At 74.9% G+C, this 26,228-nt stretch carries 21 protein-coding genes and 1 riboswitch; of the genes, 16 read left to right on the top strand and 5 right to left on the bottom strand.

The genetic code is table 11. From position 1 onward, the window contains the following. Positions 1–12 precede the first annotated feature (12 nt). Positions 13–327 carry a DMT family transporter gene (locus tag BM048_RS09105; protein WP_090032556.1) on the bottom strand — a complete coding sequence of 105 codons (315 nt, stop codon included), beginning with the start codon at positions 325–327 and terminating at the stop codon, positions 13–15. A gap of 10 nt (positions 328–337) precedes the next feature. Further along, positions 338–401: riboswitch (guanidine-III (ykkC-III) riboswitch) on the bottom strand. Between the two features lie 91 nt (positions 402–492). Between BM048_RS09105 and BM048_RS09100 the strand changes: the two genes are divergently transcribed. Then, the gene (locus tag BM048_RS09100; RefSeq protein ID WP_090032554.1) at positions 493–1,083 is read left to right on the top strand and encodes an NUDIX domain-containing protein; all 591 of its coding nucleotides are present in this window, start codon (positions 493–495) and stop codon (positions 1,081–1,083) included. After that, entirely contained in the window at positions 1,080–2,261 is a 1,182-nt protein-coding gene (locus BM048_RS09095) for a hypothetical protein (protein WP_090032553.1), read from the top strand. Before BM048_RS09100 ends, BM048_RS09095 begins: the two co-directional genes overlap by 4 nt. Positions 2,262–2,264: 3 nt before the next feature. On the opposite strand, the gene BM048_RS09090 is transcribed toward BM048_RS09095, so the two are convergent. Continuing rightward, positions 2,265–4,154: an ABC transporter ATP-binding protein gene (locus BM048_RS09090; protein ID WP_090032738.1), complete on the bottom strand. Its 1,890-nt coding sequence runs from the start codon at positions 4,152–4,154 to the stop codon at positions 2,265–2,267. Positions 4,155–4,277: 123 nt separating this feature from the next. Here BM048_RS09090 and BM048_RS18160 point away from each other — a divergent pair, with 123 nt between their 5' ends. The 6 genes from BM048_RS18160 (at position 4,278) to narI (ending at position 13,325) form a co-directional block, all read left to right on the top strand. Continuing rightward, positions 4,278–4,766, top strand: coding sequence for a MarR family winged helix-turn-helix transcriptional regulator (locus BM048_RS18160; protein ID WP_175499428.1), 489 nt, complete (start codon positions 4,278–4,280; stop codon positions 4,764–4,766). Between the two features lie 198 nt (positions 4,767–4,964). Then, the gene (locus BM048_RS09080) at positions 4,965–6,185 is read left to right on the top strand and encodes an MFS transporter (protein WP_090032550.1); all 1,221 of its coding nucleotides are present in this window, start codon (positions 4,965–4,967) and stop codon (positions 6,183–6,185) included. Between the two features lie 132 nt (positions 6,186–6,317). Next, positions 6,318–10,031 carry a nitrate reductase subunit alpha gene (locus BM048_RS09075; RefSeq protein ID WP_090032735.1) on the top strand — a complete coding sequence of 1,238 codons (3,714 nt, stop codon included), beginning with the start codon at positions 6,318–6,320 and terminating at the stop codon, positions 10,029–10,031. Continuing rightward, entirely contained in the window at positions 10,031–11,797 is a 1,767-nt protein-coding gene (gene narH / locus BM048_RS09070; protein ID WP_090032549.1) for a nitrate reductase subunit beta, read from the top strand. Before BM048_RS09075 ends, narH begins: the two co-directional genes overlap by 1 nt. Further along, the gene (narJ, locus tag BM048_RS09065; RefSeq protein ID WP_090032548.1) at positions 11,794–12,561 is read left to right on the top strand and encodes a nitrate reductase molybdenum cofactor assembly chaperone; all 768 of its coding nucleotides are present in this window, start codon (positions 11,794–11,796) and stop codon (positions 12,559–12,561) included. Before narH ends, narJ begins: the two co-directional genes overlap by 4 nt. Next, positions 12,558–13,325, top strand: coding sequence for a respiratory nitrate reductase subunit gamma (gene narI / locus BM048_RS09060; RefSeq protein ID WP_090032546.1), 768 nt, complete (start codon positions 12,558–12,560; stop codon positions 13,323–13,325). Before narJ ends, narI begins: the two co-directional genes overlap by 4 nt. On the opposite strand, the gene BM048_RS09055 is transcribed toward narI, so the two are convergent. Together BM048_RS09055 and BM048_RS09050 are read right to left on the bottom strand one after the other, a co-directional pair. Continuing rightward, positions 13,229–14,281: a glycoside hydrolase family 43 protein gene (locus BM048_RS09055; RefSeq protein WP_090032545.1), complete on the bottom strand. Its 1,053-nt coding sequence runs from the start codon at positions 14,279–14,281 to the stop codon at positions 13,229–13,231. The genes narI and BM048_RS09055 overlap by 97 nt on opposite strands. Positions 14,282–14,300: 19 nt before the next feature. Then, on the bottom strand, positions 14,301–15,278 hold the full coding sequence (locus BM048_RS09050) for a L,D-transpeptidase family protein (protein ID WP_090032544.1): 978 nt from the start codon (positions 15,276–15,278) through the stop codon (positions 14,301–14,303). A 205-nt stretch (positions 15,279–15,483) separates the two neighbouring features. Here BM048_RS09050 and BM048_RS09045 point away from each other — a divergent pair, with 205 nt between their 5' ends. Next, on the top strand, positions 15,484–16,290 hold the full coding sequence (locus tag BM048_RS09045; protein WP_090032733.1) for an SDR family NAD(P)-dependent oxidoreductase: 807 nt from the start codon (positions 15,484–15,486) through the stop codon (positions 16,288–16,290). A gap of 40 nt (positions 16,291–16,330) precedes the next feature. Here BM048_RS09045 and BM048_RS09040 read toward each other — a convergent pair whose 3' ends face one another. After that, the gene (locus BM048_RS09040; RefSeq protein WP_090032732.1) at positions 16,331–18,673 is read right to left on the bottom strand and encodes a (Fe-S)-binding protein; all 2,343 of its coding nucleotides are present in this window, start codon (positions 18,671–18,673) and stop codon (positions 16,331–16,333) included. Positions 18,674–18,947: 274 nt separating this feature from the next. On the opposite strand from BM048_RS09040, the gene BM048_RS09035 reads away from it, so the two are divergent. The 7 genes from BM048_RS09035 to BM048_RS09005 all read left to right on the top strand — a co-directional run bounded on the left by BM048_RS09035 (position 18,948) and on the right by BM048_RS09005 (position 26,211). Next, on the top strand, positions 18,948–22,106 hold the full coding sequence (locus BM048_RS09035) for a Na+/H+ antiporter subunit A (protein WP_090032543.1): 3,159 nt from the start codon (positions 18,948–18,950) through the stop codon (positions 22,104–22,106). A gap of 5 nt (positions 22,107–22,111) precedes the next feature. Beyond that, positions 22,112–22,597: a Na(+)/H(+) antiporter subunit C gene (locus BM048_RS09030; protein ID WP_090032730.1), complete on the top strand. Its 486-nt coding sequence runs from the start codon at positions 22,112–22,114 to the stop codon at positions 22,595–22,597. Then, positions 22,597–24,174 (top strand): Na+/H+ antiporter subunit D, encoded by a 1,578-nt coding sequence (locus BM048_RS09025; protein ID WP_090032541.1) that lies wholly within the window; start codon positions 22,597–22,599, stop codon positions 24,172–24,174. Before BM048_RS09030 ends, BM048_RS09025 begins: the two co-directional genes overlap by 1 nt. Beyond that, a complete protein-coding gene (locus tag BM048_RS09020) occupies positions 24,171–24,734 on the top strand; it encodes a Na+/H+ antiporter subunit E (protein WP_090032540.1) in 564 nt (187 codons plus the stop codon). Before BM048_RS09025 ends, BM048_RS09020 begins: the two co-directional genes overlap by 4 nt. Then, a complete protein-coding gene (locus tag BM048_RS09015; RefSeq protein ID WP_090032538.1) occupies positions 24,731–25,225 on the top strand; it encodes an MrpF/PhaF family protein in 495 nt (164 codons plus the stop codon). Before BM048_RS09020 ends, BM048_RS09015 begins: the two co-directional genes overlap by 4 nt. Then, positions 25,222–25,686: a monovalent cation/H(+) antiporter subunit G gene (gene mnhG, locus BM048_RS09010; RefSeq protein WP_090032537.1), complete on the top strand. Its 465-nt coding sequence runs from the start codon at positions 25,222–25,224 to the stop codon at positions 25,684–25,686. The genes BM048_RS09015 and mnhG overlap by 4 nt, the downstream gene beginning before the upstream one ends. 168 nt (positions 25,687–25,854) lie before the next feature. Continuing rightward, entirely contained in the window at positions 25,855–26,211 is a 357-nt protein-coding gene (locus tag BM048_RS09005) for a hypothetical protein (RefSeq protein WP_090032535.1), read from the top strand. Positions 26,212–26,228: the final 17 nt, after the last annotated feature.

Raw genomic sequence — 26,228 nt, 5'->3', positions numbered from 1 at the left:
CGCTCGTCCGGCTCAGTGCACGAGCTTGAGGCCGACGACGCAGCCGACGATCCCCGCCAGCAGGAGCACGCGCACCACGGACACGGGCTCGGCGCCGGTCGCCATCGCCCACGCGACGGTGAGCACCGCGCCGATGCCGACCCACACCGCGTAGCCCGTGCCGACCGGGATCTCCCGCAACGCGTACGCGAGCCCGCCCATGCTCAGCACGAGCGCGACGCCGAACACCACCGACGGCCCGAGGCGGCTGAACCCCTCCGACCGGCCCAGGGCGGTGGCCCACACGGCCTCGAGCACCCCGGACAGCACGAGCACGACCCACGACATGACGACCTCCGCCGGCCGTCTTGTCGCGCTCCGGGTACGGCTCCCTCGTCCGGCGCCCCACCGTCGGGGCCTCTGCCATGGTCGCAACGCCGGTGCGGGGGGTCCAGCCGGGAGGTGGTGAGGTGCCTCTCCACCCCTGTCGGAGGCCCTCGCTACGGTCGGGCCATGGCGGACGACGAGGAGCGCGGGTCCACAGGTGGCTGGGGGACCCTCGACAGCCGTGTCGCCTACGAGAACCCGTGGCTCGTCGTCCGCGAGGATCGCGTGCGCCGCCCGGACGGCGGCGCCGGCCTGTACGGGGTCGTGGAGGTGCGGCGGCCGTCGGTGTTCGTCGTGGCGCTCGACGACGAGGACCGCGTCGTGCTGGTCACCGTGGACCGGTACACCACCGGCCCGGGGTCGGTGGAGCTGCCCGGCGGCGGCACCGACGGCGAGGACCCGCTCGTCGCCGCGCGGCGCGAGCTCGCGGAGGAGACCGGGCTGACGGCGCGGGAGTGGACGCGGCTCGGCGGGATGGAGGCGCTCAACGGCGTCGCCCGCGCGCCGGAGCACGTCGTGCTGGCGCAGGGCGTCGAGCCGCTGCCGGCCGCCGGCGCCGCCGGGACGGCCGCCGAGCAGGCCTCCGAGGGGATCAGCACCGTCCGACGCGTGCCGTTCGCGCAGGTGCTGGCCCTGGTCGCCGACGGGACGATTCGCGACGGCGAGACCATCGCGGCGCTCGCGATCGCCGGGATCCACCTCGGGCGGTTCCGGTGAGCGGCGAGGACCTCGTCGCCCGGCTGCTCGCCGGGCCGCGGGGGCGGCGGTTGGCGTTCGAGGCGGCCGCCACCGCGCCCGGCGGCGAGGACCTCCGGCTCGCGGCCCTCGCACCGGCGACGGCGCTCGACGACGGGTCGACCGTGACCCTGGTCGCCGTTCGCGGCGCGTCCGGCGGCGGCGTGCCCTCGCTCGACGACCTGCGCCCCGCGGGCCTGCCGCCGGGGCCGGCGGGCGTCGTCGCGGCACTGGCCCGCGTCGAGGTCGAGGCGCTCGCCAGCGGGCCGGACCCCCGGCCCACGCTCGCCGCCGTCGTCGACACGGCCCGCTCCTGGCAGCCTCCTGAAGGGCTCGACCGCCTGCTCGCGCAGCCCGCGGTCCGCGATGCGCTGGCCCCGGCGCTCGCGGCGGTGCTGGCCCACCCCGCCGCCGCGTCCTGGGATGCGCCGGTGCAGCGCGGTGCGCAGCGGCTGGTGCAGCACGGATGGGCCGACGAGCCGCCGCCGCAGCCTTCCCTGCGCGACCGCGCCGACCCGCGCGAGGTCGTCGCCCGGTGGTGCGCGGACCTGCGGGCCGCCGAGAGCGCGGCGGCGGGGCGGCCGCCGGCCCCGGTCTCGGGGGCGTGGTGGTGCCGCCCGACGGCGGCGGACGGGGCGCTGGCGACCGCCGGCGACGGGCCCGACGGCGTCCCTTGGGCGCTGGACCTCGTCGAGGACCACCCGGGCGACGAGGCGCTGCACGTCGGTGCGGCCGTCGTCGACCCGGAGGCGCGCGTCGTCGAGGTCCGGTCGGCCGCCGGCTGGGCGGCGCTGACGGCTGCGCACCCGCTCGAGGTGACCTCGTCGCGCGGGTACCTCTGGTCGATGGCGACCGGCGGGCTGCCCGGCGAGGCCGGGGCGGGTCGATCCCGCGCCGACGACCGCTGGGTCGTCCCGGACGTCGACGCGCTCGCGGACGGCGCCGACGGCGTGCACCTGACCGTGCTCGCCTGGCTCGAGACCTCCGGCCGTGCGCTGCCCGTGCCCGGCCGACCCGGCACGCGGACCTTCCTCGGCGGGTGGGACCCCGACGCGACGCTGTGGCTGCGGGCGGCCCTCGTCGAGCAGGGCGCGCCACGCACGTGGCGGCGCGACGACCGCGACCCGGGCCGCGGCTGGCGTCCGGACGGTGACGGGTAGCCGTCAGGCGGCCGCGGCGGGGGCGAACTGGGTGCGGTAGAGCTCGGCGTAGAGCCCGCCCGCGGCCAGCAGCTCGGCGTGCGTGCCCTGCTGCACGACGCGACCGCGGTCGACGACGACGATGAGGTCCGCCTGGCGGATGGTCGAGAGCCGGTGGGCGATGACGACGCTGGTCCGGCCGGCGAGGGCCTGGTCGAGCGCGGCCTGCACGGCGGCCTCCGACTCGGAGTCGAGGTGCGCCGTCGCCTCGTCGAGCACGACGACGTCCGGCGCCTTGAGCAGCAGCCGCGCGATGGCCAGCCGCTGGCGCTCGCCGCCCGAGAGCCGGTACCCGCGGTCGCCGACGACCGTGCCGATCCCGTCGGGCAGCCCCGCGACGAGGTCGGCGACGTGCGCCTGGCGCAGCGCGGCCCACAGCTCCTCGTCGGTGGCGTCGGGACGGGCGTAGCGCAGGTTGCCGGCGATGGTGTCGTGGAAGAGGTGCGCCTCCTGGCTCACGATGCCGACCGTGGCGCGCAGCGACGCCTGCGTCACGTCGCGCAGGTCCTCGCCCGCCACCCGGACGGCGCCGCGGGTGGGGTCGTACATGCGCGTGACCAGCGCGGAGATGGTGGTCTTGCCGGCGCCGGACGGCCCGACGAGGGCCACCATGCGCCCGGCCGGCACGTGGAACGACACGTCGAGCAGGGTGTCCGCGGCCGCGTCGTGCTGCGGGACCGCGACGGACTCCAGCGAGGCGAGCGAGACCTCGTCGCCGCCGGGGTAGCGGAAGCCGACGCCGACGAGCTCGACGTCCGCGCCGCGCCGGGCCACGGCCGCGCGGAGATCCCGGGCGTCGGGGCGGTCCGTCACCGTCGGCTTCAGGTCCAGCACCTCGAGCACGCGCTCGAAGCTCACCAGCGCGGTCATGACGTCGACCTGGACGTTGGACATCGCGGTCAGCGGCCCGTAGAGCCGCGTGAGGTACGCGGTGAGGGCGACGACGACGCCGACGGTGAGCTCCCCGCGGATGGCAAGCACGCCGCCGAGGCCGTAGACGATCGCGACGGCGACGGACGCGACCGTCGTCAGGCCGACGCGGAACCACGTGGAGTACAGGGCGCGCTTGACGCCGATGTCGCGGACGCGCTCGACCTGGCCGGCGTAGGAGGCCGCCTCCCGCTCCGGCTCGCCGAACACCTTGACGAGGTGTGCGCCGGCGACGTTGAAGCGCTCGGTCATGGTCTGCGCCGCCTCGGCGTTGAGCTCGTAGCTCTCGCGGGTGATGGCGGCGATCTTGCGCCCGAACCAGCGGGCGGGCAGCACGAAGACGGGCACGAGCACCAGCGAGACGAGCGTGAGCTGCCACGACATCGACAGCATCGCCGCCAGGACGAACACCACGGTCAGCGCGTTGGACACGACGTTCTGCAGCGTGGAGGTGAAGGCCTGCTGCGCGCCCAGCACGTCGCCGTTGAGGCGCTGGACGAGCGCGCCGGTCTTCGCGCGCGAGAAGAAGGCGAGCGGCATGCGCTGCACGTGGTCGAACACGGCGGTGCGCAGGTCCTGGATGAGGCCCTCACCGACCTGGGCGGAGACCCACCGGTCGGCGACGGACAGCGCGGCGCCGACGACGGCGACGAGCGCGACGACCCCGGCGATGGTGACGACGACGTCGGTGCGGCCGGGCGTGATGCCGTCGTCGATGAGGTGCCGGAACAGCAGCGGCGTCAGCGCGCCCAGCCCGGCCTCGACGGCGATGAGCACGAGGAAGACCGACAGCCGGGCGCGGTAGGGCCGGGCGAAGGCGAGGATGCGGCGCAGCGTGGCGCGCGAGAGCTTGCGCCGGGCGACGCTGCGGTCCTGGCCGAAGGTGCGCGACATGGGTCCGCCGCCACCGGGCATGTGGGGCATCGACACGGATGCCTCCTCCCTGGTCCGGGCGTCCGGCGGCGGGCGTCGTCGCATCGGGGAGCCGGGCCGGTGCTGAGTCTAACTCACTATGTGCCTGACACACCACCGGGGTACGCTCGGCTCGTGCCGGACAGCCCTGACGAGAGTGCCGAGTTCCTGGAGCTCCTGCACACGCTGCTGCACGCGCTCCGCCGGGAGACCTCAGCCAGCGGTGAGCCCGACGGCGTGACGCCGGGCCAGGTGCGGTTCCTGCGCCACCTCGAGCGCTGCGGCTGCGCGCGGCGGCCGGGGGAGCTGGCGGCCGAGCTCGACGTCGCGCCGCGGTCCATGACGTCGAAGGTGGACCAGGCCGAGGCCGACGGGCTGGTCGCCCGGCTGCCGGACCCGACCGACCGCCGCGCGACCCTCGTCGAGCTGACGCCGGCGGGGCGCGAGGTCCTCCGGCGGCTCTCGCACCGGCGGCACCTGGGAGCGCAGGAGCGCCTCGCCCGCCTGCCGGAGGCCGATCGTGCCGAGCTCCTGCGGCTCCTGCGGGTGGTCGCGGGCCCGGGCGACGCCGATGGGCCCGCGGGCGCCGCAGCCCGCCCGCAGGCGGTGTCCCCCGCCCCGTAGATGCGGGTGACGCCGATCGCCGCACACCTCTGACCAGGTCGTCCACGAGGCTGGTCCCCGAACGGGTGAAGCACTACGGTCGATCGCAGGCGTCACCCGCCGGAGCCACCCGGGGGTGCTCGTCGCCGCCGCCGGCGTGCCCCACGGGCGTCCGGCGCGGTCGCACGACCCACGCGAGGCACCGATGGCGACGACGCGATCGACGGACCCCTCCGCACGGCCCCCTGCGCCGGCACCGGCGCCGCCGTCCAGGGGTCGCCGCGCAACCTGGCGCTGGCGACCGCCGGGTTCCTCGTCAACTTCTGGGCGTGGGCGCTCCTCGGGCCGCTGGGCGCCGGCTACCGGGAGAGCCTGGGGCTGACCGCCCTCCAGCAGGCGGTGCTCGTCGCGGTCCCCGTGGTCGTCGGGTCGCTGGGCCGCATCCCGGTCGGCGCGCTGACGGACCGGGTCGGCGCGCGCGTCATGTTCCCGGCGGTCAGCCTGCTGACGGTGCTGCCCGTGCTGTACATCGGGCTCGTCGCCGACAGCTTCGGCGAGCTCATCGTCGGCGGGTTCTTCCTCGGTATCGGCGGCACGGCCTTCGCCGCCGGGGTGCCGCTCGTCAGCTCCTGGTACCCGCCGACGCGGCGGGGCACGGCGCTGGGCGTCTTCGGCGTCGGGATGGGCGGGGCCGCGGTGGCCGCCTTCACCACGGTCCGGCTGGCCGACGCCCTCGGCCGATCGGCGCCGTTCCTCATCGTCGCGGGTGTGCTCACCGTGTACGCGCTGCTGGCGGCGGCGCTGGTCCGCGACGCGCCGGGCCGCCCGGTGCCGACGGGCTCGTTCCTCGGCCGGACCTGGGCCACGGCGAAGCTGCCGGCCACGGCCCAGCTGTCGGTGCTCTACGCCGTCGGGTTCGGCGGCTTCGTGGCCTTCAGCGTCTACCTGCCGGCCTACCTGCGGAACGCGTTCGAGCTCACGCCCGGCGACGCGGCGCTGCGCACCGCCGGGTTCGTCGTGCTCGCGGTGGTCATGCGGCCCGTCGGGGGGTGGCTGTCCGACCGGGTGGGCCCCGTGAGTGTGTGCGTCGTGTGCTTCCTCGGCGCGGCCGTGCTCGCGGGCCTCGCGGCGCTGGAGCTGCCGCTCGCGCCCACGGGGACGGTCGCCTTCCTCGGGCTCGCGGCGCTGCTGGGCGCGTCCTCCGGGGCGACGTTCGCGCTCGTCGCCCGGCTCGCCCCGGCGGAGAAGGTCGGGGCGGTCACGGGCCTCGTCGGGGCCGCCGGCGGGCTCGGCGGGTTCGTGCCGCCGCTCGTCATGGGCGCGGTCTACGACGCGCTCGGCGACTACGGCCTGGGCCTGGGTCTGCTGGCGGTCGTCTGCCTGCTGACGGCCGTCTTCACGCACACGGTGGTCCGCCGCTCCGCCGCGCGGGGCCGCTGACCGGCCGCCCCCGACGACCGCGGGACCGGCCGCCCCGCCCGCAGCCCCCGACGCACCGTCGACCGAGAGGACCCTCCCGTGACCCTGCAGGACGACGCGCGGACCCGCGCGAGGACGGGCGCCGCCCCCGGCATGGACGGCGGCGTCACGGACACGCTGCTGCGCCTGAGCCGCCACCTGCGCCGCGGCGAGACCTCGGACGACCTGCGGACGCTGCACCAGATCGGCGGACGCGACGCCGACACGTTCTACCGGGACCGCTGGAGCCACGACAAGGTGGTCCGCTCCACGCACGGCGTGAACTGCACGGGGTCCTGCTCGTGGAAGGTCTACGTCAAGGACGGGATCATCACCTGGGAGACCCAGCAGACCGACTACCCGTCGGTCGGCCCGGACAGCCCGGAGTACGAGCCCCGCGGCTGCCCCCGCGGCGCCGCCTTCTCCTGGTACACGTACTCGCCCACGCGGATCCGCTACCCCTACGTGCGCGGCGTCCTGCTCGACCTCTACCGCGCGGCGAAGGCCCGGCTCGGCGACCCCGTCGAGGCGTGGGCGAGCATCGTCGAGGACCCGGCCACGGCCCGGCAGTACAAGCGGGCGCGCGGGAAGGGCGGGCTCGTGCGCGCCACGTGGGACGAGGCCACCGAGATGGTCGCGGCCGCCCAGGTGCACACCATCCGCCGCTACGGCCCCGACCGGATCGCCGGCTTCTCGCCGATCCCGGCCATGTCCATCGTGTCCCATGGCGTCGGCGCCCGGTACCACGCGCTGATCGGCGCCCCGATGCTCTCGTTCTACGACTGGTACGCCGACCTACCCGTGGCCTCGCCGCAGGTGTTCGGCGACCAGACCGACGTCCCGGAGTCGGGGGACTGGTGGGACGCCGGGTACCTCATCATGTGGGGCTCCAACCTGCCCGTGACCCGCACGCCCGACGCCCACTGGATGGCGGAGGCCCGCTACCGCGGCCAGAAGGTCGTCGCGGTGGCCCCGGACTACGCGGACAACGTGAAGTTCGCCGACGAGTGGCTCGCGGTGGCGCCCGGCACCGACGGCGCGCTGGCCATGGCGATGGGGCACGTGACGCTGCGCGAGTTCTTCGTCGAGCGGGAGGTCCCGTACTTCACCGACTACGTCAAGCGGTTCACGGACCTGCCGTTCCTCGTCCGGCTCGACGAGCACGACGGCGCGTACGTGCCGGGCAAGTTCCTCACCGCGGAGGACCTGCCGGGCGCGGAGGCCCGCAGCGAGCACGCGGCCTTCAAGACCGTCCTGCTGGACGCGGCCACGGGTCGGCCGGTGGTGCCGGGCGGGTCGCTGGGCCACCGGTTCGGCCCGGAGGGCGAGGGCCGGTGGAACCTCGACCTGGGGGAGGTCGACCCGCAGCTCACCGCCGGGGGCGAGGGTGTCGAGGGCGCCGTGCTCGTCGACCTGCCGCGGTTCGACACGCTCGACGGGACGGCGGCGGTCGTCCGCCGGGGCGTGCCCGTGCGGCGCGTCGGCGGGCACCTCGTCACGACGGTCATGGACCTGCTGCTCGCGCAGTACGGCGTGGGCCGGCCCGGTCTGCCGGGGGAGTGGCCCACCGGGTACGACGACCCGTCGCAGCCCTGCACGCCGGCGTGGCAGGAGCAGTTCACGGGTGTGCCGGCGGCGAAGGCCGAGCGGATCGGCCGGGAGTTCGCCGCCAACGCCGAGGAGTCCCGCGGCCGGTCGATGATCCTCATGGGCGCCGGCACCAATCACTGGTTCCACTCCGACACCATCTACCGGGCGTTCCTCACGCTCACCACGCTGACGGGATGCCAGGGCGTCAACGGCGGCGGCTGGGCGCACTACGTCGGCCAGGAGAAGGTCCGCCCGGTCACCGGCCAGCAGATGTACGCCATGGGCACGGACTGGCACCGGCCGCCGCGCACGATGATCCAGACGGCCTACTGGTACCTGCACACGGACCAGTTCCGCTACGACGCGTTCGGCGCCGACACCCTCGCCGCCGCCTTGCCGGGCACCGGCGGCCTCGCGGGGAAGGCGACCGCCGACGTCATCGCCCAGAGCGCGCGCATGGGCTGGATGCCGTCCTACCCCACCTTCGACCGCAGCCCGCTGCAGGTGGCCGACGACGCCGCCGCCGCGGGGCAGCCCGTCGAGCAGTACGTCCCGGCCGAGCTCGCGGCGGGCCGCCTGCGGTTCGCGGCCGAGGACCCCGACGCCCCGGAGAACTTCCCGCGCGTGCTCACCGTCTGGCGCGCGAACCTGCTGGGCTCGTCGAGCAAGGGCAACGAGTACTTCCTGCACCACCTGCTCGGCACGGACACCAACCTCCGCGCGCAGGAGGCGCCGCCCGGCTCGCGGCCGCGGGACGTGGTCTGGCGCGACGAGGCCCCCAGCGGCAAGCTCGACCTGCTGCTGTCCCTGGACTTCCGCATGACGAGCACGACGGTCTACTCCGACGTCGTCCTGCCGGCAGCCACGTGGTACGAGAAGCACGACCTCAACACCACGGATATGCACCCGTTCGTCAACTCCTTCACCCCGGCCATCGCGCCGCCGTGGCAGACCCGCACGGACTTCGACGCCTTCCACACCATCGCGCAGGCCTTCAGCCGGCTCGCGGAGCGGCACCTGGGCGTGCGCGAGGACGTCGTCGCGGTCCCGCTGCTGCACGACACCCCCGACGAGATGGCCAACCCGCACGGCCGCGTCCAGGACTGGAAGGCCGGCGACTGCGCCCCCGTGCCGGGCCGCACGATGCCGAAGCTCGTCGTCCTCGAGCGGGACTACGCCGCGGTCGCCGCGAAGCTGGCCACCCTCGGGCCGATCCCCGACACGCAGGGCCTCACGACGAAGGGCGTGACCTTCGACGTGGTACCGGAGATCGACCTGCTGCGGCGGGTCAACGGCGTCGCCCGCGTCCGCCCCGGGGCGCCGGGCGCGGTCGCCGACGGCCGGCCGCTGCTCAGCCGCGACGTGCACGTGTGCGAGGCGGTGCTCACCCTGTCCGGCACGACGAACGGTCGCCTCGCCACGCAGGGCTTCCACACCCTCGAGCGCCGCACGGGCACGCGGATGGCCGACCTCGCCGCCGAGCACGAGGGCAAGCGGATCACCTTCGCGGACACGCAGGCGGCGCCGACGACCGTCATCACCTCACCTGAGTGGTCCGGGACCGAGCACGGCGGCCGGCGGTACTCGCCGTTCACCGTCAACGTCGAGCGGCTCAAGCCCTGGCACACCCTCACCGGCCGCCAGCACTTCTACCTCGACCACGACTGGATGACCGAGCTCGGCGAGGGGCTGCCGGTGTTCCGGCCACCGCTGGACATGGGAGCGCTGTTCGGCGAACGGACGGTAGGGCACACCGGCCCGGTGGACGGCCTGGAGGGGCTCGGCGTGACCGTGCGGTACCTGACCCCGCACAACAAGTGGTCCATCCACTCGGAGTACCAGGACAACCTCTTCATGCTGTCGCTGTCCCGCGGCGGGCCGCTCATCTGGATGAGCGACGTCGACGCGGCCAAGGTCGGCATCGCCGACAACGACTGGATCGAGGCGGTGAACCGCAACGGCGTCGTCGTCGCCCGCGCGATCGTCTCCCACCGGATGCCGGAGGGGACGGTCTACATGCACCACGCGCAGGACCGGCTCATCGACGTGCCGCTGACGGAGACGACGGGCCGGCGCGGCGGCATCCACAACTCCCTGACGCGGCTGCTGGTCAAGCCCAGCCACCTCATCGGCGGGTACGCCCAGCTGTCCTACGCGTTCAACTACCTGGGGCCGACCGGCAACCAGCGCGACGAGGTGACGGTCGTGCGCCGTCGCTCCCAGGAGGTGCGGTACTGATGCGCGTCATGGCCCAGATGGCGATGGTGATGAACCTCGACAAGTGCATCGGGTGCCACACGTGCTCGGTCACCTGCAAGCAGGCGTGGACCAACCGCACCGGCACGGAGTACGTCTGGTTCAACAACGTCGAGACGCGGCCCGGGCAGGGCTACCCGCGGACCTACGAGGACCAGGAGAGGTGGGAGGGCGGCTGGACCCTCAACCGCCGCGGCCGCCTGCAGCTCAAGGCCGGCGGCCGGCTGAAGAACCTGCTCACGGTGTTCGCGAGCCCGAAGATGCCGTCCATCGACGAGTACTACGAGCCGTGGACGTACGACTACGAGAACCTCACCGACGCGCCCCTGCAGGAGCACACCCCCGTCGCCCGCCCGAAGTCCCTCATCTCGGGCGAGGACATGCAGGTGCGGTGGAGCGCCAACTGGGACGACGACCTGGGCGGTGCGCCGGCACTCCTGGCCGACGACCCCGTACTGGCGAAGGTCTCCGACACGGTCAAGCTCCAGTTCGAGCAGACGTTCATGTTCTACCTGCCGCGGATCTGCGAGCACTGCCTGAACCCGTCGTGCGCGGCGTCGTGCCCGTCGGGGGCGATCTACAAGCGCGAGGAGGACGGCATCGTCCTGGTGGACCAGGACCGGTGCCGCGGCTGGCGCAAGTGCGTCACGGGCTGCCCGTACAAGAAGGTCTACTTCAACCACCGCACGGGCAAGGCCGAGAAGTGCACGTTCTGCTTCCCGCGCGTGGAGGTCGGGCTGCCGACCGTGTGCTCCGAGACGTGCGTGGGGCGGCTGCGCTACATCGGCCTGGTCCTCTACGACGCCGATCGCGTGCTGGAGGCGGCCTCGGTGACCGACGAGCGCGAGCTGCTGGCGGCCCAGCGCCGCGTCTTCCTCGATCCCGACGACCCCGTGGTGCAGGCAGAGGCCGAGCGGGCGGGCATCGCGCGCGACTGGGTGCTGGCCGCGCAGCGGTCGCCGGTGTGGGCGCTGATCAACCGGTACGAGGTGGCCCTGCCGCTGCACCCCGAGTACCGCACGATGCCGATGGTCTGGTACATCCCGCCGCTGTCGCCGGTCGTCGACGTCGTCGCCGAGACGGGCGAGGACGGGGAGGACGCGGGCAACCTGTTCGCCGCCGTGGAGGCCCTGCGCATCCCGGTGGAGTACCTCGCGGAGCTGTTCACGGCCGGGGACACCGCGCCCGTGACGGCCGTCCTCAAGCGGCTCGCGGCCATGCGCTCATACATGCGCGACCTGAACATGGGCCGCCCCGGGAAGGCGGCGATCCCCGAGGCCGTCGGCCTGGACGAGGCGACGATGCAGGAGATGTACCGCCTGCTCGCCCTGGCCAAGTACGACGAGCGCTACGTCATCCCCACCGCGCACGCGGAGCAGGCGCACCGCCTGGAGGAGCTGGCCACGGAGTGCTCGCTCGACTACGACGGCGGACCGGGCATGGGCGGCTCGGGGCCGTTCGGCGAGGGCTCGGGGGGCGCGTTCCGCAACGACCCCGTCGCGGTGGAGAACTTCCACATGCTCAAGGAGCGGCAGACCACGGACACGGTCGCCGATCCGGCGACCCGCAAGGCCCGCGTGAACCTGCTGAGCTGGGACGGCAAGGGGGCACCGGCGGGCCTGTTCCCCCCCAGGCCGGGCCCGGACGGCGCTGACCTGCGCGAGCCCGAGGGCGACGACTCCGCTGCGCTCATCCCACCGGGGTCCACGGGCACGCACGACGGCGAGCGCTCGGGGGACCACCGGTGAACCGCGTCGCCCGCGCCGCGGCCGCCCGCCGGGTCGCGAGCCGCGAGAGCGCGGTGGTCCAGCGTCTGGCCGCCCTGCTCCTGGAGTACCCGACCCGCGACCTGCTGGACCTGCTCCCGACGATGACGGCCGCCGCCGAGGGGCTGCCGGCGCACCTGCGGGTACCCCTCGAGGGAACCCTGGACCACCTGCGCACCCACGACCTCGGCGAGCTCGAGGCCGCTTACGTCACCACCTTCGACCTGGCCCGGCGGCGGTCGCTGTACCTGACCTACTACGCCTACGGCGACACCCGGAAGCGCGGCGTGGCGCTGGTCGAGTTCAAGCAGGCGTACCGGGCCGCCGGCTTCACCATGGCGACGTCGGAGGACCTGCCCGACGGCGAGCTGCCCGACCACCTGTGCGTCGTGCTCGAGTTCGGCTCGTCGGGGGACGAGCGCGCGCAGGAGGCGGCCCTGCGACTGCTGCTGGCCCACCGCGCGGGGCTGGAGCTGCTGCGGCTCGGGCTGCTCGAGGCGGGCTCGCCCTGGGCCGGCCCACTCGTCGCCGTGTGCGCCACCCTGCCGCCCCTGGACGGCGACGAGCGCGCGGCCGTCGCGCGGCTGGCCGCCGAGGGGCCGCCGGGCGAGGAGGTCGGGCTGCAGCCGTTCGCGCCGCCGTCGTACATGCCGGACAGCACGTCGCACCCCTTCCCGCGACCCTCGAGCCAGCCCTCGAGGCAGCCCTCGACCCAGCCCTCGACCAAGAGGAGAGCACGCCGATGACCAGCACCGCCGACGTCGTCCTGTGGGTCGTCGTCCCCTACGTCTGCCTGGCCGTCTTCGTGCTCGGGCACGTGTGGCGCTACCGGTACGACAGGTTCGGCTGGACCACGCGCTCCTCGCAGCTCTACGAGCGCCGGCTGCTGCGCTGGGCCAGCCCGATGTTCCACTTCGGCATCCTCGCGGTGTTCCTGGGGCACGTCATGGGGCTGGGCATCCCCAAGTCGTGGACCGAGGCGGTGGGGATGAGCGAGGAGGTCTACCACGTCCTGGCGGTGTCGATCGGGGCGGTTGCGGGGTTCTGCACGGTCGTGGGGCTCGCGCTGCTCATCTACCGGCGGCGGACCGTCGGACCGGTGTTCCGCGCGACGACCCGGATGGACAAGGTCATGTACCTGTTCCTGACCGTGGTCATCGTCCTGGGGCTGTGGAACACCGTCGCCGGGTCCGTGCTCAACCTGGGCGGGCACTACGACTACCGCGAGGGCGTGTCCGTGTGGTTCCGCGGCATCTTCCGGTTCGACCTGCACCCCGAGCTCATGGCGGCGGCGCCCCTGGGGTTCCAGCTGCACGGCATGACCGCCATGCTGCTGTTCGCGCTGTGGCCGTTCACGCGCCTGGTGCACGTGTTCAGCGCACCCGTCGGGTACCTGTGGCGGCCGTACGTCGTCTACCGCTCGCGCGGCGGTGGCGACCGCCTCGGCTCGCGCGGCACGCGCCCCGGCTGGGAGCGCAGCGAACGCCGCGAGCCGGCGGGCCGCCGCTGACGCCCCGTCATCCGCGGCTGCGGCGACGTACCCATGCCGCGGTGCAGGACGAGGAACGAGGTGCCGTCGAACGCGTCGAAGGTCATGCCGTGACCCGCGTTGCCGCCGACGAGGACGTCGCCCTGCCGCCAGGGCCCGCGCAGGGCACCCGAGTCCGACACGGCCCAGGTCTGGACGTAGTCGTCGCCGGCACCACGGGGGTCGTCAGCGGGGCGGCGCTGGTAGGAGGACCAGAGCATGAGCAGCGCGCCGCCCGGCAACCGGCGCAGCTGTGGGCCGTCCGTGACGTAGGGCGGCAGGGCGGCCGGGCCGGGGACGGCCTCGTCGAGCCAGGAGGCCGACGAGCCGCGCAGCAGCAGGACGGGGTCGCCGTCGGCACCCGACAGGTCGGGGCGCAGCGGCACCGCCTCGATCGTGCCGTCGACCGTCTGCACCCACTCGTGCGCGTAGACCATCCAGGGCCGGCCGTCGTCGTCGACGAACAGCGTGCCGTCGAGCGTCATGAACGCCGCCGGGGCGACGGACGCGGCGGCGTCCACGAGCCGGAACGGCCCCGCGGGGTCGTCGGCCACCGCGACGACCGTGCCGCGGGCCGTCGGCACCATCTCCCGGCCGTCCGGTCCCCAGGCCCGCAGCCGCGTGCCGCCGACGACCGCGTCCGGCAGCCGCGTCGACGAGTCGTGCAGCGTCGTGAACAGGTGGAAGCGGCCGGCGTGCTCGTGCACCTCCGGCGCCCAGGGCGCCTCGTCGGGCGACGCCCACGCACCCTCCGGGAGACGGAACACCTCGGTCGGGCCGTGCCAGAGGAGCAGGTCGGTGCTCGTGTACGTGACGACCGCGCCGAGCACCGGGTCGGTCGTGTACAGGTGGTAGGTGCCGCTGGCCGCGTGCGGGAGGACGAAGGGGTCGTGGGTCCAGAACTCCGCGAGCGTGCGGCCGGGGGACGGCGTCGTCATGGGCCCAGTAGACAGGACCTCAGTAGACGACGACCGGCGTGCCGATCGGCGCGCCCCAGGTGTCCCAGATCCAGTCCATCGCGCTGTTGGCGACGCGGACGCAGCCGTGGGAGGCCGGCCACGGCGGCACGGAGTCCGAGCCGTGCACGGCCCAGCCCGCGCGGAAGTACTTCGGCCGGTACAGCGTGCCCAGCTCGAGCGAGGACTCGCGCAGCCCGTCGACCTCGCGGACCACCGTGTACTCGCCCGTCGGTGTGTACGCGCGCTGCGGCCGGCCCGCGGCCTCGTAGCTCTCGCCGTTGCCCGACGAGGCGTTGATGACCCGGGTCACCACACCGCCGTCCACCGCCAGCACGAGCTGCCGGTCGAGGTCGACCTCGATGACCCGACCGCTCGTGGTGCGGGCCGTGGGGCGGGTCCCCGCGTCGAGCGCAGCCTGCGTCTGCGGCCCGACGAGGCCGTCGCGGCTGATCCCCGCCGCCTTCTGCAGCGCCCACACGGCCTGCTGCGTCGCGGACCCGAACCGGCCGTCGGGCTCGGCCACCGCGTAGCCGAGCTCGACGAGGCGTGCCTGCAGCACCCGCACGGCGTCGCCCTCGTCGCCGCGCCGCAGCGGGGCGGGCTCGGCGGGTGCGGTCGGCTCGGGGGACGGCGTCGCGGACGGGGTGGGCGTCCCGCTCGGGGACGGCGCGGGCGTCAGGCTCGGCGTCGCGCTCGGGGACGGCACCGGTGACGTGCTCGGTGATCCGGACGGCGCGGTGGAGGCGTCAGGGGACGGGCTGCCGGTGGGCCGGTCGCCCGGCGGGGCCGACGACGGCCGGGCGGACGGGGTGGCCGTCGGGGCCGGACCCGCCGCGCCGGGGTCCGCGTCCGTGCCGGTGGTGCACCCGGCCAGCAGCGTGATCCCCAGCAGCGCTGCCGTCGCGGCCCGCACGGCCGCCACCGGCCCGCGCCGCCGTGAGCCCCGGCCGTGCCCGTCGCCCGTCCCCGCCGTCATCGCTCCCCCTGCTGCTGTCGTGCTGCTCGCCTGCTGCTGCCCGGCGCCTCGAGGCCGACCGGGTCGAGGGGCAAGCCTCGCGGATCGGGCGGCGCGCGGACGACGTGGTGTGCTCGGCGACGGGGATCGTTGCCCGATCGTGACGGCGGCCGGTCAGGACCGGCCCCAGGTGCCGGTCGCAGCACCCGGCCGTAGCGTCGAGGGCATGGAGACCCTGATCGAGAACGCGGCCCGTCCCTTCGCCGTCGTGACCGGCGCCTCGAGCGGGATCGGGCTCGAGCTGGCCCGCGAGCTCGCCGAGCGCGGGTTCGACCTGCTGGTCACCGCGGAGGACGCGGAGATCACCCTCGCGGCCGACGCGCTGTCAGCGGGTGGCGGGGCGGTCCGGTCCACGCGTGCGGACCTGACGACGACCGCGGGCGTCGACGAGCTCGTCGCCGCGGTGAAGGCGGTCGAGCGTCCCGTCGACGTCCTCTGCCTCAACGCGGGCGCCGCGGCCGGCGGGGCGTTCCTCGAGCGGCCGCTCGAGGACAACCTCAAGACCATCGCGCTGGACGTCCTCGCCAACGTGCGGCTGACCCACGCGCTCCTGCCGGCGATGGTCGCGCGCGGCACGGGCCGCGTGCTGGCGACGAGCAGCGTCGCCGCGCTGCAACCGGGGCCGTACTACGCCACCTACGCGGCGTCGAAGTCCTTCGTGCAGTCCTTCTTCGAGGCCCTGCGGCGCGAGGTCAAGGACTCGGGCGTCACCATCACGACGCTGCTCCCCGGACCGACGGACACCGACTTCTTCGCCGAGGGCGAGCTCGAGGACTCCACGGCGGGCCGCGGCGGCAAGGACGACCCGGCGAAGGTCGCCCGCGAGGGCATCGAGGCAGCCCTGGCCGGCAAGGACAAGGTCGAGGTGAAGAGCCTCCGCACCAAGATGCAGAGCGCGATCGCCGCCGTGCTGCCCGACAGGGCCAAGGCCGCCGTCCACGAGACCTTCGTCAAGCCGGACCACGCCGGCTGACGTCGCCCCCCGACGTGACGATCCCGGCGCCCCGGACGGCTCAGCGGTCGGCGGGGCGGCCGGCGCGAACGCGGTCGAGGAGGAGCAGGGAGATGTCCGTGACCTCCGGGACGCCGATCGCGGCGCGGTCCGGGGCGGATGGGGCCGCGGTGCCGGTGGCCGAGCGGTTGCCGGCTACCGCGCCCGCCGGGACCCGGGCGGTCGGCGCGCCGGCCGTGGTGCCGGTCGCGTCCGACGCGGTGGCGGAGCTGGTCACGCGCGCGTTGGCGGCGACGCCGTCGCTCAGCATGACCGTGCAGTAGGGGCAGGCCGTCGCGACGACGTCCGCGCCCGTGGCCATCGCCTCGGCGGCGCGGGTCGTCGAGATGCGGGTGCCGATGGACTCCTCCATCCACATGCGGGCCCCGCCGGCGCCGCAGCAGAAGGCGGTGGAGCCCGAGCGTGGCATCTCCACCGGCTGCACGCCGGGCAGCGCCGCGAGCAGCTCGCGTGGCGGCGTGTAGACGCCGTTGTGCCGGCCCAGGTAGCAGGGGTCGTGGAACGTGACGCTCTGCGTGTCGTCCTCCGGGAGCGGTGCGGGCACCAGCCGGCCGTCCGCCACGAGCCGGTCGAGGAGCTCCGTGTGGTGCAGCACCTCGAACCGGCCGCCGAGCTGCGGGTACTCGCGCGCGATGGTGTTGAAGCAGTGCGCGCAGGTGACGACGATGCGCTGCGCTCCGGCCTCCGTCAGGGTCTCGACGTTCTGCGCCGCGAGCGTCTGGAACAGCAGCTCGTTGCCCGAGCGCCGGGCCGGGTCACCCGTGCAGGTCTCGCCGTCGCCCAGCACCGCGAAGGACACGCCCGCCGTGTCGAGCAGCTCCGCCACCGCCCTCGTCGTCCGCTTCGCGCGGTCCTCGTAGGCCCCCGCGCAGCCCACCCAGAACAGGTACTCGACCTCCGCCGCGGACTCCACGTCGACGCCCACCACCGGCACGTCGAACGGCAGGTCCTTCGCCCACGCCAGCCGCTGCCGGGCCGGCAGCCCCCAGGGGTTGCCCTGCCGCTCGAGCTTCGTGAACGTCTTGCCCAGCTCGGCGGGGAACGCGGACTCCATGAGGACCTGGTACCGCCGGATGTCGACGATGGTGTCGACGTGCTCGATGTCGACCGGGCACTGCTGCACGCAGGCCCCGCAGGTCGTGCAGGCCCACAGGACGTCGGGGTCGATGACGTCGGGCACCAGGTCCAGGCGCGCATGCGGGTCCTCCACGGGCACCGGCCCGCCGTCCACCGTGCCGGACGAGGTGGCCGCCGCGCCCGCCGCCGCCCGCGACGCCGCGAGGTAGGGCGCCGTCGCCGCGGCGTGGTCCCGCAGCGCCGTGACGAGCAGCTTCGGGCTGAGCGGCTTGCCCGTCGCCCACGCCGGGCACTGGTCCTGGCAGCGCCCGCACTCCGTGCACGTCGCGACGTCGAGCAGGCCCTTCCAGGGCAGGTCCTCGACCGTGCCCGCGCCGAGCCGGACGTCGTCGGGCAGCTCGGCCAGGTCGTCGAGGGTCAGGGGCGTCCCGTCGGGGCCGCGCAGCGCCGGCAGCGGCCCGAGTGCCGGCGCCCCGCCGACCTCCCGCCGTGCGTAGACGTTCACTATCGCCAGGAACCGGTGCCACGCCACCCCGAGCGTCGGCTGCAGCCCGACGACGACGAACCACGCCATCGACACGAGGATCTTCACGGTCGCGACCAGCAGCACCGCGGTCCCGAGCGCCCCGACGGACGCACCGGCCCACAGCTCGCCCAGCCACGCGGTGAGCGGGAAGTGCAGCGCGGTGGCGATCTCGGGGTCCTGCGTCGTCGCCAGCGCGTACTCCAGCCCGCGCAGCACCACCACGGCCAGCACGACGACGAGCACCGTGCCCTCGACGAACCACGCACCGGCGGCGTTCGAGCCGAAGAAGCGGGACCGGCGGCGTGACGCCTCGTCGTCCCCGGCCTTCGGCTGCAGCCGCGCCCGTAGCGCCATGAGGTACACGATCGAGACGAGCCCCGCCCAGGCGAACGCCTCGGTCACCCACTCCAGCGGCCACAGGTGCCCGACGAGCGGGAGCCCGTAGGAGGGGTCGAGGAGCTGGCCGTACCCGGTCGCCAGCGTCAGCACCAGCACGGGGAACGACAGCATCACGCACCAGTGCGCCCACCGGACGAACGGCCGCTGCTGGAAGCGCCCGTGCCCCAGCACCTCGCGGACCAGCCCGGCCAGCCGCGGCCCGACCGGACGCCACCGTCCCGGCAGCGGCGCCCCGACGCGGACCGTGCGCACGATCGTCGCGACGCCCCGCGCGAACACCACCACGCCGACCACCGTCGCCACCGCGACGACCGCCAGGCAGACCCCCTGCAGCACGCTCACGGGCACACGGTACGACGGGCCGCCGACGCCCCCACCGGCTCGTCCACCGGCTCGTCCACCGGCCCGCCACCGAGCCGTCCCCAGCCCGCCCCCGGCGCTGCGCGGCCCGTGGACCCGGACCCTCTCGCCGGGCTCGTCCGAGCGCCCCTTGGTAGGCTGCCCGCACCTCCTTGACCCCGGCATGACCCGCCGGGCGTCGTCGATACGGTCCGCCACAACACAACGTCCCACCCACGACCGACCACCCGCCCAGCCACAGGACGGAGCCGGACGCGTGCTGATGCTGCTCGCCCTGCACCTGGCCGCAGCCCTCGTCGCGCCCGCACTCGTCGGTCGTCTGGGGCGGCGGGCCTTCCTCGTGCTCGCCCTCGTGCCCGCCTCCGCCGCGGTGTGGGCGTTGACGTGGAGCGAGCGGGTGCAGGGCGGCGAGCTGCCGCTCGAGCAGGTGCGGTACGTGCCGGCGCTGGGGCTCGAGCTGACCTTCCGGCTCGACACGCTGGCGTGGCTGATGACCGTCGTGGTCGGCGGCGTGGGCGCCCTGGTGCTCGCCTACTGCTCGGCGTACTTCAAGTCCTCGGCCGCCGGGCTCGGGCGGTTCGCCGGGGTGTTCCTCGCCTTCGCCGGGTCGATGCTCGGGCTGGTCCTGGCCGACGACATGATCCTGCTGTTCGTCATGTGGGAGCTGACGACGGTGACGTCGTACCTGCTCATCGGCCACAACGCGGACAAGAAGGCCAGCCGGCGGGCGGCGATGCAGGCCATCGTCATCACGACCGCCGGCGGGCTGGCGCTGCTCGTCGGCGTCGTGCTGCTCGGCGAGGCCGCGGGGACGTACCGGATGAGCGCGGTGATCGCCGACCCCCCGCCGCCGGGGGCGCTCACCACCGCGGCGATCGCGTGCCTGCTGTTCGGCGCGGTGACGAAGTCCGCGCTCGTGCCGTTCCACTTCTGGCTGCCCGCGGCGATGGCGGCGCCGACGCCGGTGTCCGCGTACCTGCACGCCGCGGCGATGGTCAAGGCCGGCGTCTACCTCGTCGCGCGGTTCGCGCCGGCGTTCGCGGCCGACCCGGTCTGGCGCTGGTCGGTCGCGGTGCTCGGGTCGGCGACGCTGCTCGTCGGCGGGTACCGGGCCATGCGGCAGCACGACCTGAAGCTCGTGCTGGCCTTCGGCACGGTCAGCCAGCTCGGGCTGCTCGTCCTGCTCGTCGGGCTCGGGACGCGCGCCGCCGCGCTCGCGGGGGTCGCCCTGCTCGGGGCGCACGCGATGTTCAAGGCCTCCCTGTTCCTCGTCACCGGCATCGTCGACGCGGCCACCGGCACGCGGGACCTGCGCCGGCTGTCCGGGGTGGGCCGGGCCCTGCCGTGGACGGCGACCGCCGGCGCGCTCGCGACCGCCTCGATGATCGGGCTGCCGCCGTTCGCCGGGTTCGTCGCCAAGGAGGCCGGGCTCGAGGCGCTGCTGCACCTCGAGGGCGGCTGGGAGGGGCCGCTGCTCGTCGTCGCCGTCGCGGTGGGCTCGGCGTTCACGGTCGCCTACGGCCTGCGGTTCTGGTGGGGCGCCTTCGCGTCCAAGCCCGTCGTGCCCGAGGGGACGCCGGCCCACGCCGCCACCGCCCCGGCCTCGCCGCTGGCACGGACCCCCGACGCCGCACCGGTCCCGGACGCCTCGCACCACCGGCACGCCGCCGCCGAGGTCACGCGGCCGTCGCTGACCCTGCTGTGGCCCGCGCTCGTGCTCGCCGTCCTCGGCCTGGCCACGGCGCTGCTGCCCGCGCTCGGCGAGCACCTCCTCAGCCCCTACGCGGACACGCTGCCGACGGGGGAGGCGGGCCACCTGGTCCTCTGGGCCGGCCTGACCCCCGCGCTCGGCATCACCGCCGCCGTGCTGACCGTCGGCGTCCTGCTCTTCGTCGCCCGCGGACCGTTCGAGGCGTTCGGCGCGCGCGTGTCCCGCGGGCCCGACGCCGACCTCGTCTACCGCCGCACCATGCGTCGGCTCGACGACCTCGCCGCCGACGTCACGGCCATCACCCAGCGCGGGTCCCTGCCCGTGTACCTCGGCGTGGTGCTCGTCGTGTTCGTCGCCGGCACGGGCGTCGCCCTCCTGACCGGGACCTCGCTGGACGTGGCCACCCGCCCGTGGGACCACCCCGCACAGCTGCCGTTCGCCGTCGCCGCCGGGCTGTCGGCGCTGCTCGTCGCCCGGGCCCGGCGGCGGCTGAAGGCGGTCGTGCTGCTGGGCGTGTGCGGCTACGCGATCGCCGGCCTGTTCGTCGTCCAGGGGGCGCCGGACCTCGCGCTGACGCAGGTCCTGGTCGAGACGGTGACCCTGGTGGTGTTCGTCCTGGTGCTGCGCCGCCTGCCCGCGTACTTCTCCGATCGACCGCTGGCGGCCAGCCGGTGGGTGCGCGTGGCGCTCGGCGTCGCGGCCGGGGTGACGGTGGCGGGCGTCGCGCTCGTCGCGCCGTCCGCCCGCGTGCACGCGCCGGTCTCGGAGAACTTCGCCGAGGAGGCCTACGAGTTCGGCGGCGGCAGGAACGTCGTCAACGTGACGCTCGTCGACATCCGCGCCTGGGACACCGTGGGCGAGATCGCGGTGCTGCTCGTGGCCGCCACCGGCGTCGCGTCCCTGGTGTTCCTCCAGCGCCGCTCCGGCCAGATCTTCCGTGCCGACGAGGCGCCCGCCGACCGGGCCGTGTGGGGCGGGTCGCCCGACCCGACGGCGGCCCTGCGGCGGGCCGGACCGCGCGCCGCGGCCGCCGGCCTCGAGCGCCGGACGGAGTGGCTGCGGTCGGCCCGGACGCTCGCGCCGCAGCGGCGCTCGGTGATCTTCGAGGTCGTCGTGCGGCTGCTGTTCCACACCATGGTCGTCTTCGGGCTGTTCCTGCTGTTCAGCGGGCACAACCAGCCCGGGGGCGGGTTCGCCGCCGGGCTCGTCGTCGGCACGGCCCTCGTCGTGCGGTACCTGGCGGGCGGGCGGTACGAGCTCGGCGAGGCGGCTCCCGTGCAACCCGGCGTGCTGCTCGGGCTCGGCCTGTTCCTGTCGGCGGGGGTCGGGCTGGCCGCGCTGCTGGCCGGGGGGACCGTGCTGCAGTCCTGGATCCTCGAGACGGACGTGCCGCTGCTCGGCCACGTGAAGGTCGTCACGAGCCTCGTGTTCGACATCGGGGTGTTCCTGCTGGTGGTCGGCGTGGTGCTGGACGTGCTGCGCAGCCTCGGCGCGGAGCTGGACCGCCGCGCCGAGGCGGGCGAGGACGAGGTCGCCGACGGGTCGCACGCCATCGGGGCGGTCGGGTCGTTCGTCGGAGCGGCCGGCAGCGAGCTGCGTGGCTCGTTCGCCGACGCCTCCGACGGGGCGGGCGCCGCGGTGCCGACCGCCGCCACGCCCGCCGCGACGCCCGCCCCGCGCGACCGTCCGGAGGTGGGCCCGTGATCGACATGCGCCCCAGCCTCGTCCTCGTGCTGGTCATCGCGGTGCTTGTCGGCACCGGGGTCTACCTGCTGCTCGAGCGCAGCCTGACCCGCGTCCTCGTCGGGGCCGTGCTCCTGAGCAACGGCGTGAACCTCCTGCTGCTCGTCGCGGGCGGTGCGGCCGGACGTCCGCCCCTGACCGGCGACGAGGGACCGGGTCCCAGCAGCGACCCGCTGCCGCAGGCCCTGACCCTCACCGCCATCGTCATCACGCTGGGCCTGACGGCGTTCCTGCTGGCCATGGCGTACCGGTCCTGGCAGCTGCACCGCCACGACGAGGTGCAGGACGACGTGGAGGACCGGCGCATCGCGCGCCTCGCCGCCCGCGACGAACGCGCCTTCACCGATGCGGACACCGAGGCCGACACGGGGCGCGGCCGCTCGTCGCTCGACGAGGAGGCCGCCGAGCTGCACGACGACACGGACGAGGGAACCAGGGGAGGTGCGCGCTGATGGGACCGCTCGACGGCTGGGCCCTCTCCACCGACGCCACCTGGCTCGTGCCCATCCCCGTGGTGCTGCCGCTGGCCGGCGCCGGCCTGGCGCTCGCGCTGTACCGGCGGCCGCGGCTGCAGCGGCTCACCAGCGTCGTGGTGCTCACGCTCGTCCTCGTCGTGGCCGTCGCGCTCGCGGTGCTCGCCGACGGGGGCCCGCTGGTGGTGGACGTCGGCGGGTGGGCCGCCCCCGTCGGCATCTCGCTCGTCGCGGACCGCCTCGCAGCGCTCATGCTGACCGTCTCGGCCGCCGTGACCCTCTGCGTCCTCCTCTACTCGCTGGCCCAGGGCCAGACCGAGGGGGAGGAGTCGGCCCCCGTCTCCATCTACCACCCGACGTTCCTCGTGCTCGCGGCCGGCGTGAACAACGCGTTCCTGTCCGGGGACCTGTTCAACCTGTACGTCGGGTTCGAGGTGCTGCTCGTCGCGTCCTACGTGCTCATCACGCTGTCCGGCTCGGCCGAGCGGATCCGCGCGGGGACGATCTACGTGGTCGTGGCGCTGCTGTCGTCCGTCCTGTTCCTCGTCGCCATCGCGGGCGTCTACGCCGCGACGGGCACCCTCAACTTCGCCCAGCTCGCGCTGCGGCTGCCGGAGATCGACGACGGCGTGCGGCTGGTGCTGCAGGTCATGCTCGTGACGGCCTTCGCCATCAAGGCGGCGATCTTCCCGCTGTCGGCGTGGCTGCCGGACTCCTACCCGACGGCGCCCGCGCCCGTGACGGCCGTGTTCGCGGGCCTGCTGACCAAGGTCGGCGTCTACGCCATCATCCGCACGCAGTCGCTGCTGTTCCCCGAGGGCCGCATCGACGACGTCCTGCTGTGGGCGGCGCTGGCGACGATGGTCATCGCGATCCTCGGTGCCGTCGCGCAGGACGACGTGAAGCGGCTGCTGTCGTTCACCCTCGTCAGCCACATCGGGTACATGGTGTTCGGCATCGCGCTGTCGTCGGCGGCGGGGTGGACCGCGGCGGTCTACTACGTCGTGCACCACATCACCGTGCAGACGGCGCTGTTCCTCGTCGTGGGGCTCGTCGAGCGCGTCGGTGGGACGACGTCCCTGAACCGGCTGGGCGGCCTGGCGCGCATCGCGCCCGTGCTGGCGATCCTGTTCTTCGTGCCCGCGATGAACCTCGCGGGCATCCCGCCGCTGTCCGGCTTCCTGGGCAAGCTCGGGCTGCTGCAGGCCGGGGTCCGGGAGGACGCGTGGCTGCCCATGGTCCTCGTCGTCGGGTCCGTCGTGACGTCGCTGCTCACGCTCTACGCGCTGGTGAAGGCGTGGAACAAGGCGTTCTGGCAGGTGGCGCCGGAGGAGATCCGGCCGGTCCACCTGCCGCTGGGCATGGTGCTGCCGGCCGCGGCGCTCGTCGTCGTCGGCCTGGGGCTCACGGTCGCGGCCGGGCCGCTGTACGCGTACACCGAGCGCGCGGCGACGGCCCTCGTCGAGCGCACGCCGTACATCGAGGCCGTCCTGCCCGACGGGCTGCGCGGCACCGGGGAGTCGGACGAGGTCGCCACGGGCGGGGGTGGCGGATGAGCCTGCACCCACGCCGCCGCTGGCGGCCGCAGTGGCTGACCGTCGTGTGGCTGACGGTCGTCTGGGTCCTGCTCTGGGGCGACCTGTCGGTGGCGAACGTGCTGGTCGGCGCGCTGCTCGGGCTCCTCGTGACCGGCGGGCTGCGGATGGCCCCGGTGGTCTTCCACGGGCGGGTGCGGCCGCTGGCGCTGGTGCGCCTCGTCGCGGTGTTCGTCGTCGACCTGGTCCGGGCCAGCGCCGAGGTGTCGTGGGTCGCGCTGCGGCCCGGTCGGCGCCCGCGGAGCGCCGTCGTGCGGGTGGAGCTGCGCTCGCACTCCGACCTCTACATGACGGTGACCGCCGAGCTGCTGTCGCTCGTGCCGGGGTCGGTCGTCGTGGAGGCGCACCGGCTGACGGGGCGGCTGTACATCCACGTCCTCGACGTCGGGCTCACGGGCGGGGTCGAGGGCGCGCGGCAGCAGGCGCTGGACCAGGAGGAGCGCGTGCTGCGCGCCTTCGCCTCCGACGAGGAGCTGCGGGCGGCGGGCCTGCTGCCGGGCCGGGCGGAGGTGCGCGCATGACGGCGGTCGCCGTGGTGTGCGCGGTGGTGCTCGTCGTCGCCGCCGCGCTCGCGCTGACCCGCGCCGAGCGCGGTCCCTCGATGCTCGACCGGACCGTCGCGCTCGACATCCTCGTCACCGTGCTGGTCGCGGGGATCGCGGTGTTCGCCGCCGTCGAGCGACGGACGGACGTCGTGCCGGTGCTCGTCGCGCTGTCCCTCGTCGGGTTCGTCGGCTCGGTGACGATCGCGCGCTTCGCGTACCTCGAGCCCGAGGGCGAGGGGCGTGTGCGCACGAAGGAGGAGATCGCCGCGGAGGCGCTGGAGCGGGAGCACCAGGAGGCGCTGGCCCTCGAGCGCGAGCGCTCGGGCGCGAGGAGCCGCGAGGACCGCGACGCGTCCGACGAGGGCCCGTCGGACGAGACCCGCCACGCCGACGAGCACGCCGACGAGCACGGCGCGCACGCCGCACCGGAGGAGCACGGCGGCGGCGCCGAGGGGGAGGTCCGGTGAGCGCCTGGGAGACGACGGCGGACGTCGCCTCGGCGGTGCTGCTGCTCGCGGGCGCGCTGCTCGCGCTCGTCGCGGGCGTCGGCGCCGTGCGCTTCCCCGACCTGCTGTCCCGCATGCACGCCGCGACCAAGCCGCAGACGCTCGGCATGGTCCTCGTGCTGCTCGGCCTGGCCCTGCGGCTGCGGACGGGTCTCGTCGTCTGGGCCCTCGTCCTGGTCGCGGTCTTCCAGATGCTCACGGCCCCCGTGGCCGCGCACCTGCTGGGCCGCGCCGGCTACCGCACGGGCAAGGTCCGCCACGACACCCTCGTCGTCGACGAGCTCACGGCCGACCTCGACGAGGCCGAGCGCGAGGCGCAGGCCCTCGACGACCAGGACGAGCGCGGTGACGCCCGCCGCACCCGCGACCGCCAGGACGACGACCCCCACGACGACCCGCGCCCGGCTGCCCGGCGCGGGTAGCCGAGCCTCGTGCGCGACTGCTCCGGGCCGCCCCACGCCGTCACGGGCACGAGGTCCGGGGTCGCACGCGGGGCGGCCCGCTAGCGTGCCCGCGTACGCATCACCACGCCCGCCGGGAAGTTCGTCTACTTCCTGCTGGCCGGCCTCGCGGCGGCGCTGCTCCTGGCGGTGCTGCTGACGACGTTCGGCCCGGCTGCGGCGGGCCCGGCCGTCGTCGCCCTGCAGCTCCTCGTCGTCGGGGTGGCCGTGCGTACCTTTCGGGACCCGGCGGCGGAGGCGGTCGCGCCCCCGCGACCGTGGTGGCGCCTGAGGGGCCGACCGCTGTCCGGCCTCGTGTGGGGGGCGCTGCTGCTCGCCCAGGCCGTCCAGCTCGCCGTCACGGCGCCAGGACCCGACGGGACCAATGCCGCGGTGCGGCTGCTGACCGCCACCACGAACGGCGTCCTCGGCGTGCTCTTCCTGCGCTCGTCCCTGCGCCTGCGGGCGCGACCGGAGCTCTGGGCGGACGGCCGACCGGATCGCTGACCGGGTGGCGGCGCCCG

Source organism: Cellulomonas marina (assembly GCF_900111925.1).
GTDB classification, from domain to species: domain Bacteria; phylum Actinomycetota; class Actinomycetes; order Actinomycetales; family Cellulomonadaceae; genus Cellulomonas; species Cellulomonas marina.
This window is presented reverse-complemented; position numbering and strand designations above follow the sequence as displayed.

Bases quoted from the DNA above. Each gene is read 5' to 3' on its own strand.
- BM048_RS09105 (WP_090032556.1), bottom strand. From the start codon at position 327: ATGTCGTGGGTCGTGCTCGTGCTGTCCGGGGTGCTCGAGGCCGTGTGG.
- BM048_RS09100 (WP_090032554.1), top strand. From the start codon at position 493: ATGGCGGACGACGAGGAGCGCGGGTCCACAGGTGGCTGGGGGACCCTC.
- BM048_RS09090 (WP_090032738.1), bottom strand. From the start codon at position 4,154: ATGCCCCACATGCCCGGTGGCGGCGGACCCATGTCGCGCACCTTCGGC.
- BM048_RS09075 (WP_090032735.1), top strand. From the start codon at position 6,318: ATGGACGGCGGCGTCACGGACACGCTGCTGCGCCTGAGCCGCCACCTG.
- narH (WP_090032549.1), top strand. From the start codon at position 10,031: ATGCGCGTCATGGCCCAGATGGCGATGGTGATGAACCTCGACAAGTGC.
- narI (WP_090032546.1), top strand. From the start codon at position 12,558: ATGACCAGCACCGCCGACGTCGTCCTGTGGGTCGTCGTCCCCTACGTC.
- BM048_RS09055 (WP_090032545.1), bottom strand. From the start codon at position 14,281: ATGACGACGCCGTCCCCCGGCCGCACGCTCGCGGAGTTCTGGACCCAC.
- BM048_RS09050 (WP_090032544.1), bottom strand. From the start codon at position 15,278: ATGACGGCGGGGACGGGCGACGGGCACGGCCGGGGCTCACGGCGGCGC.
- BM048_RS09045 (WP_090032733.1), top strand. From the start codon at position 15,484: ATGGAGACCCTGATCGAGAACGCGGCCCGTCCCTTCGCCGTCGTGACC.
- BM048_RS09030 (WP_090032730.1), top strand. From the start codon at position 22,112: ATGCGCCCCAGCCTCGTCCTCGTGCTGGTCATCGCGGTGCTTGTCGGC.
- BM048_RS09025 (WP_090032541.1), top strand. From the start codon at position 22,597: ATGGGACCGCTCGACGGCTGGGCCCTCTCCACCGACGCCACCTGGCTC.
- BM048_RS09020 (WP_090032540.1), top strand. From the start codon at position 24,171: ATGAGCCTGCACCCACGCCGCCGCTGGCGGCCGCAGTGGCTGACCGTC.
- BM048_RS09015 (WP_090032538.1), top strand. From the start codon at position 24,731: ATGACGGCGGTCGCCGTGGTGTGCGCGGTGGTGCTCGTCGTCGCCGCC.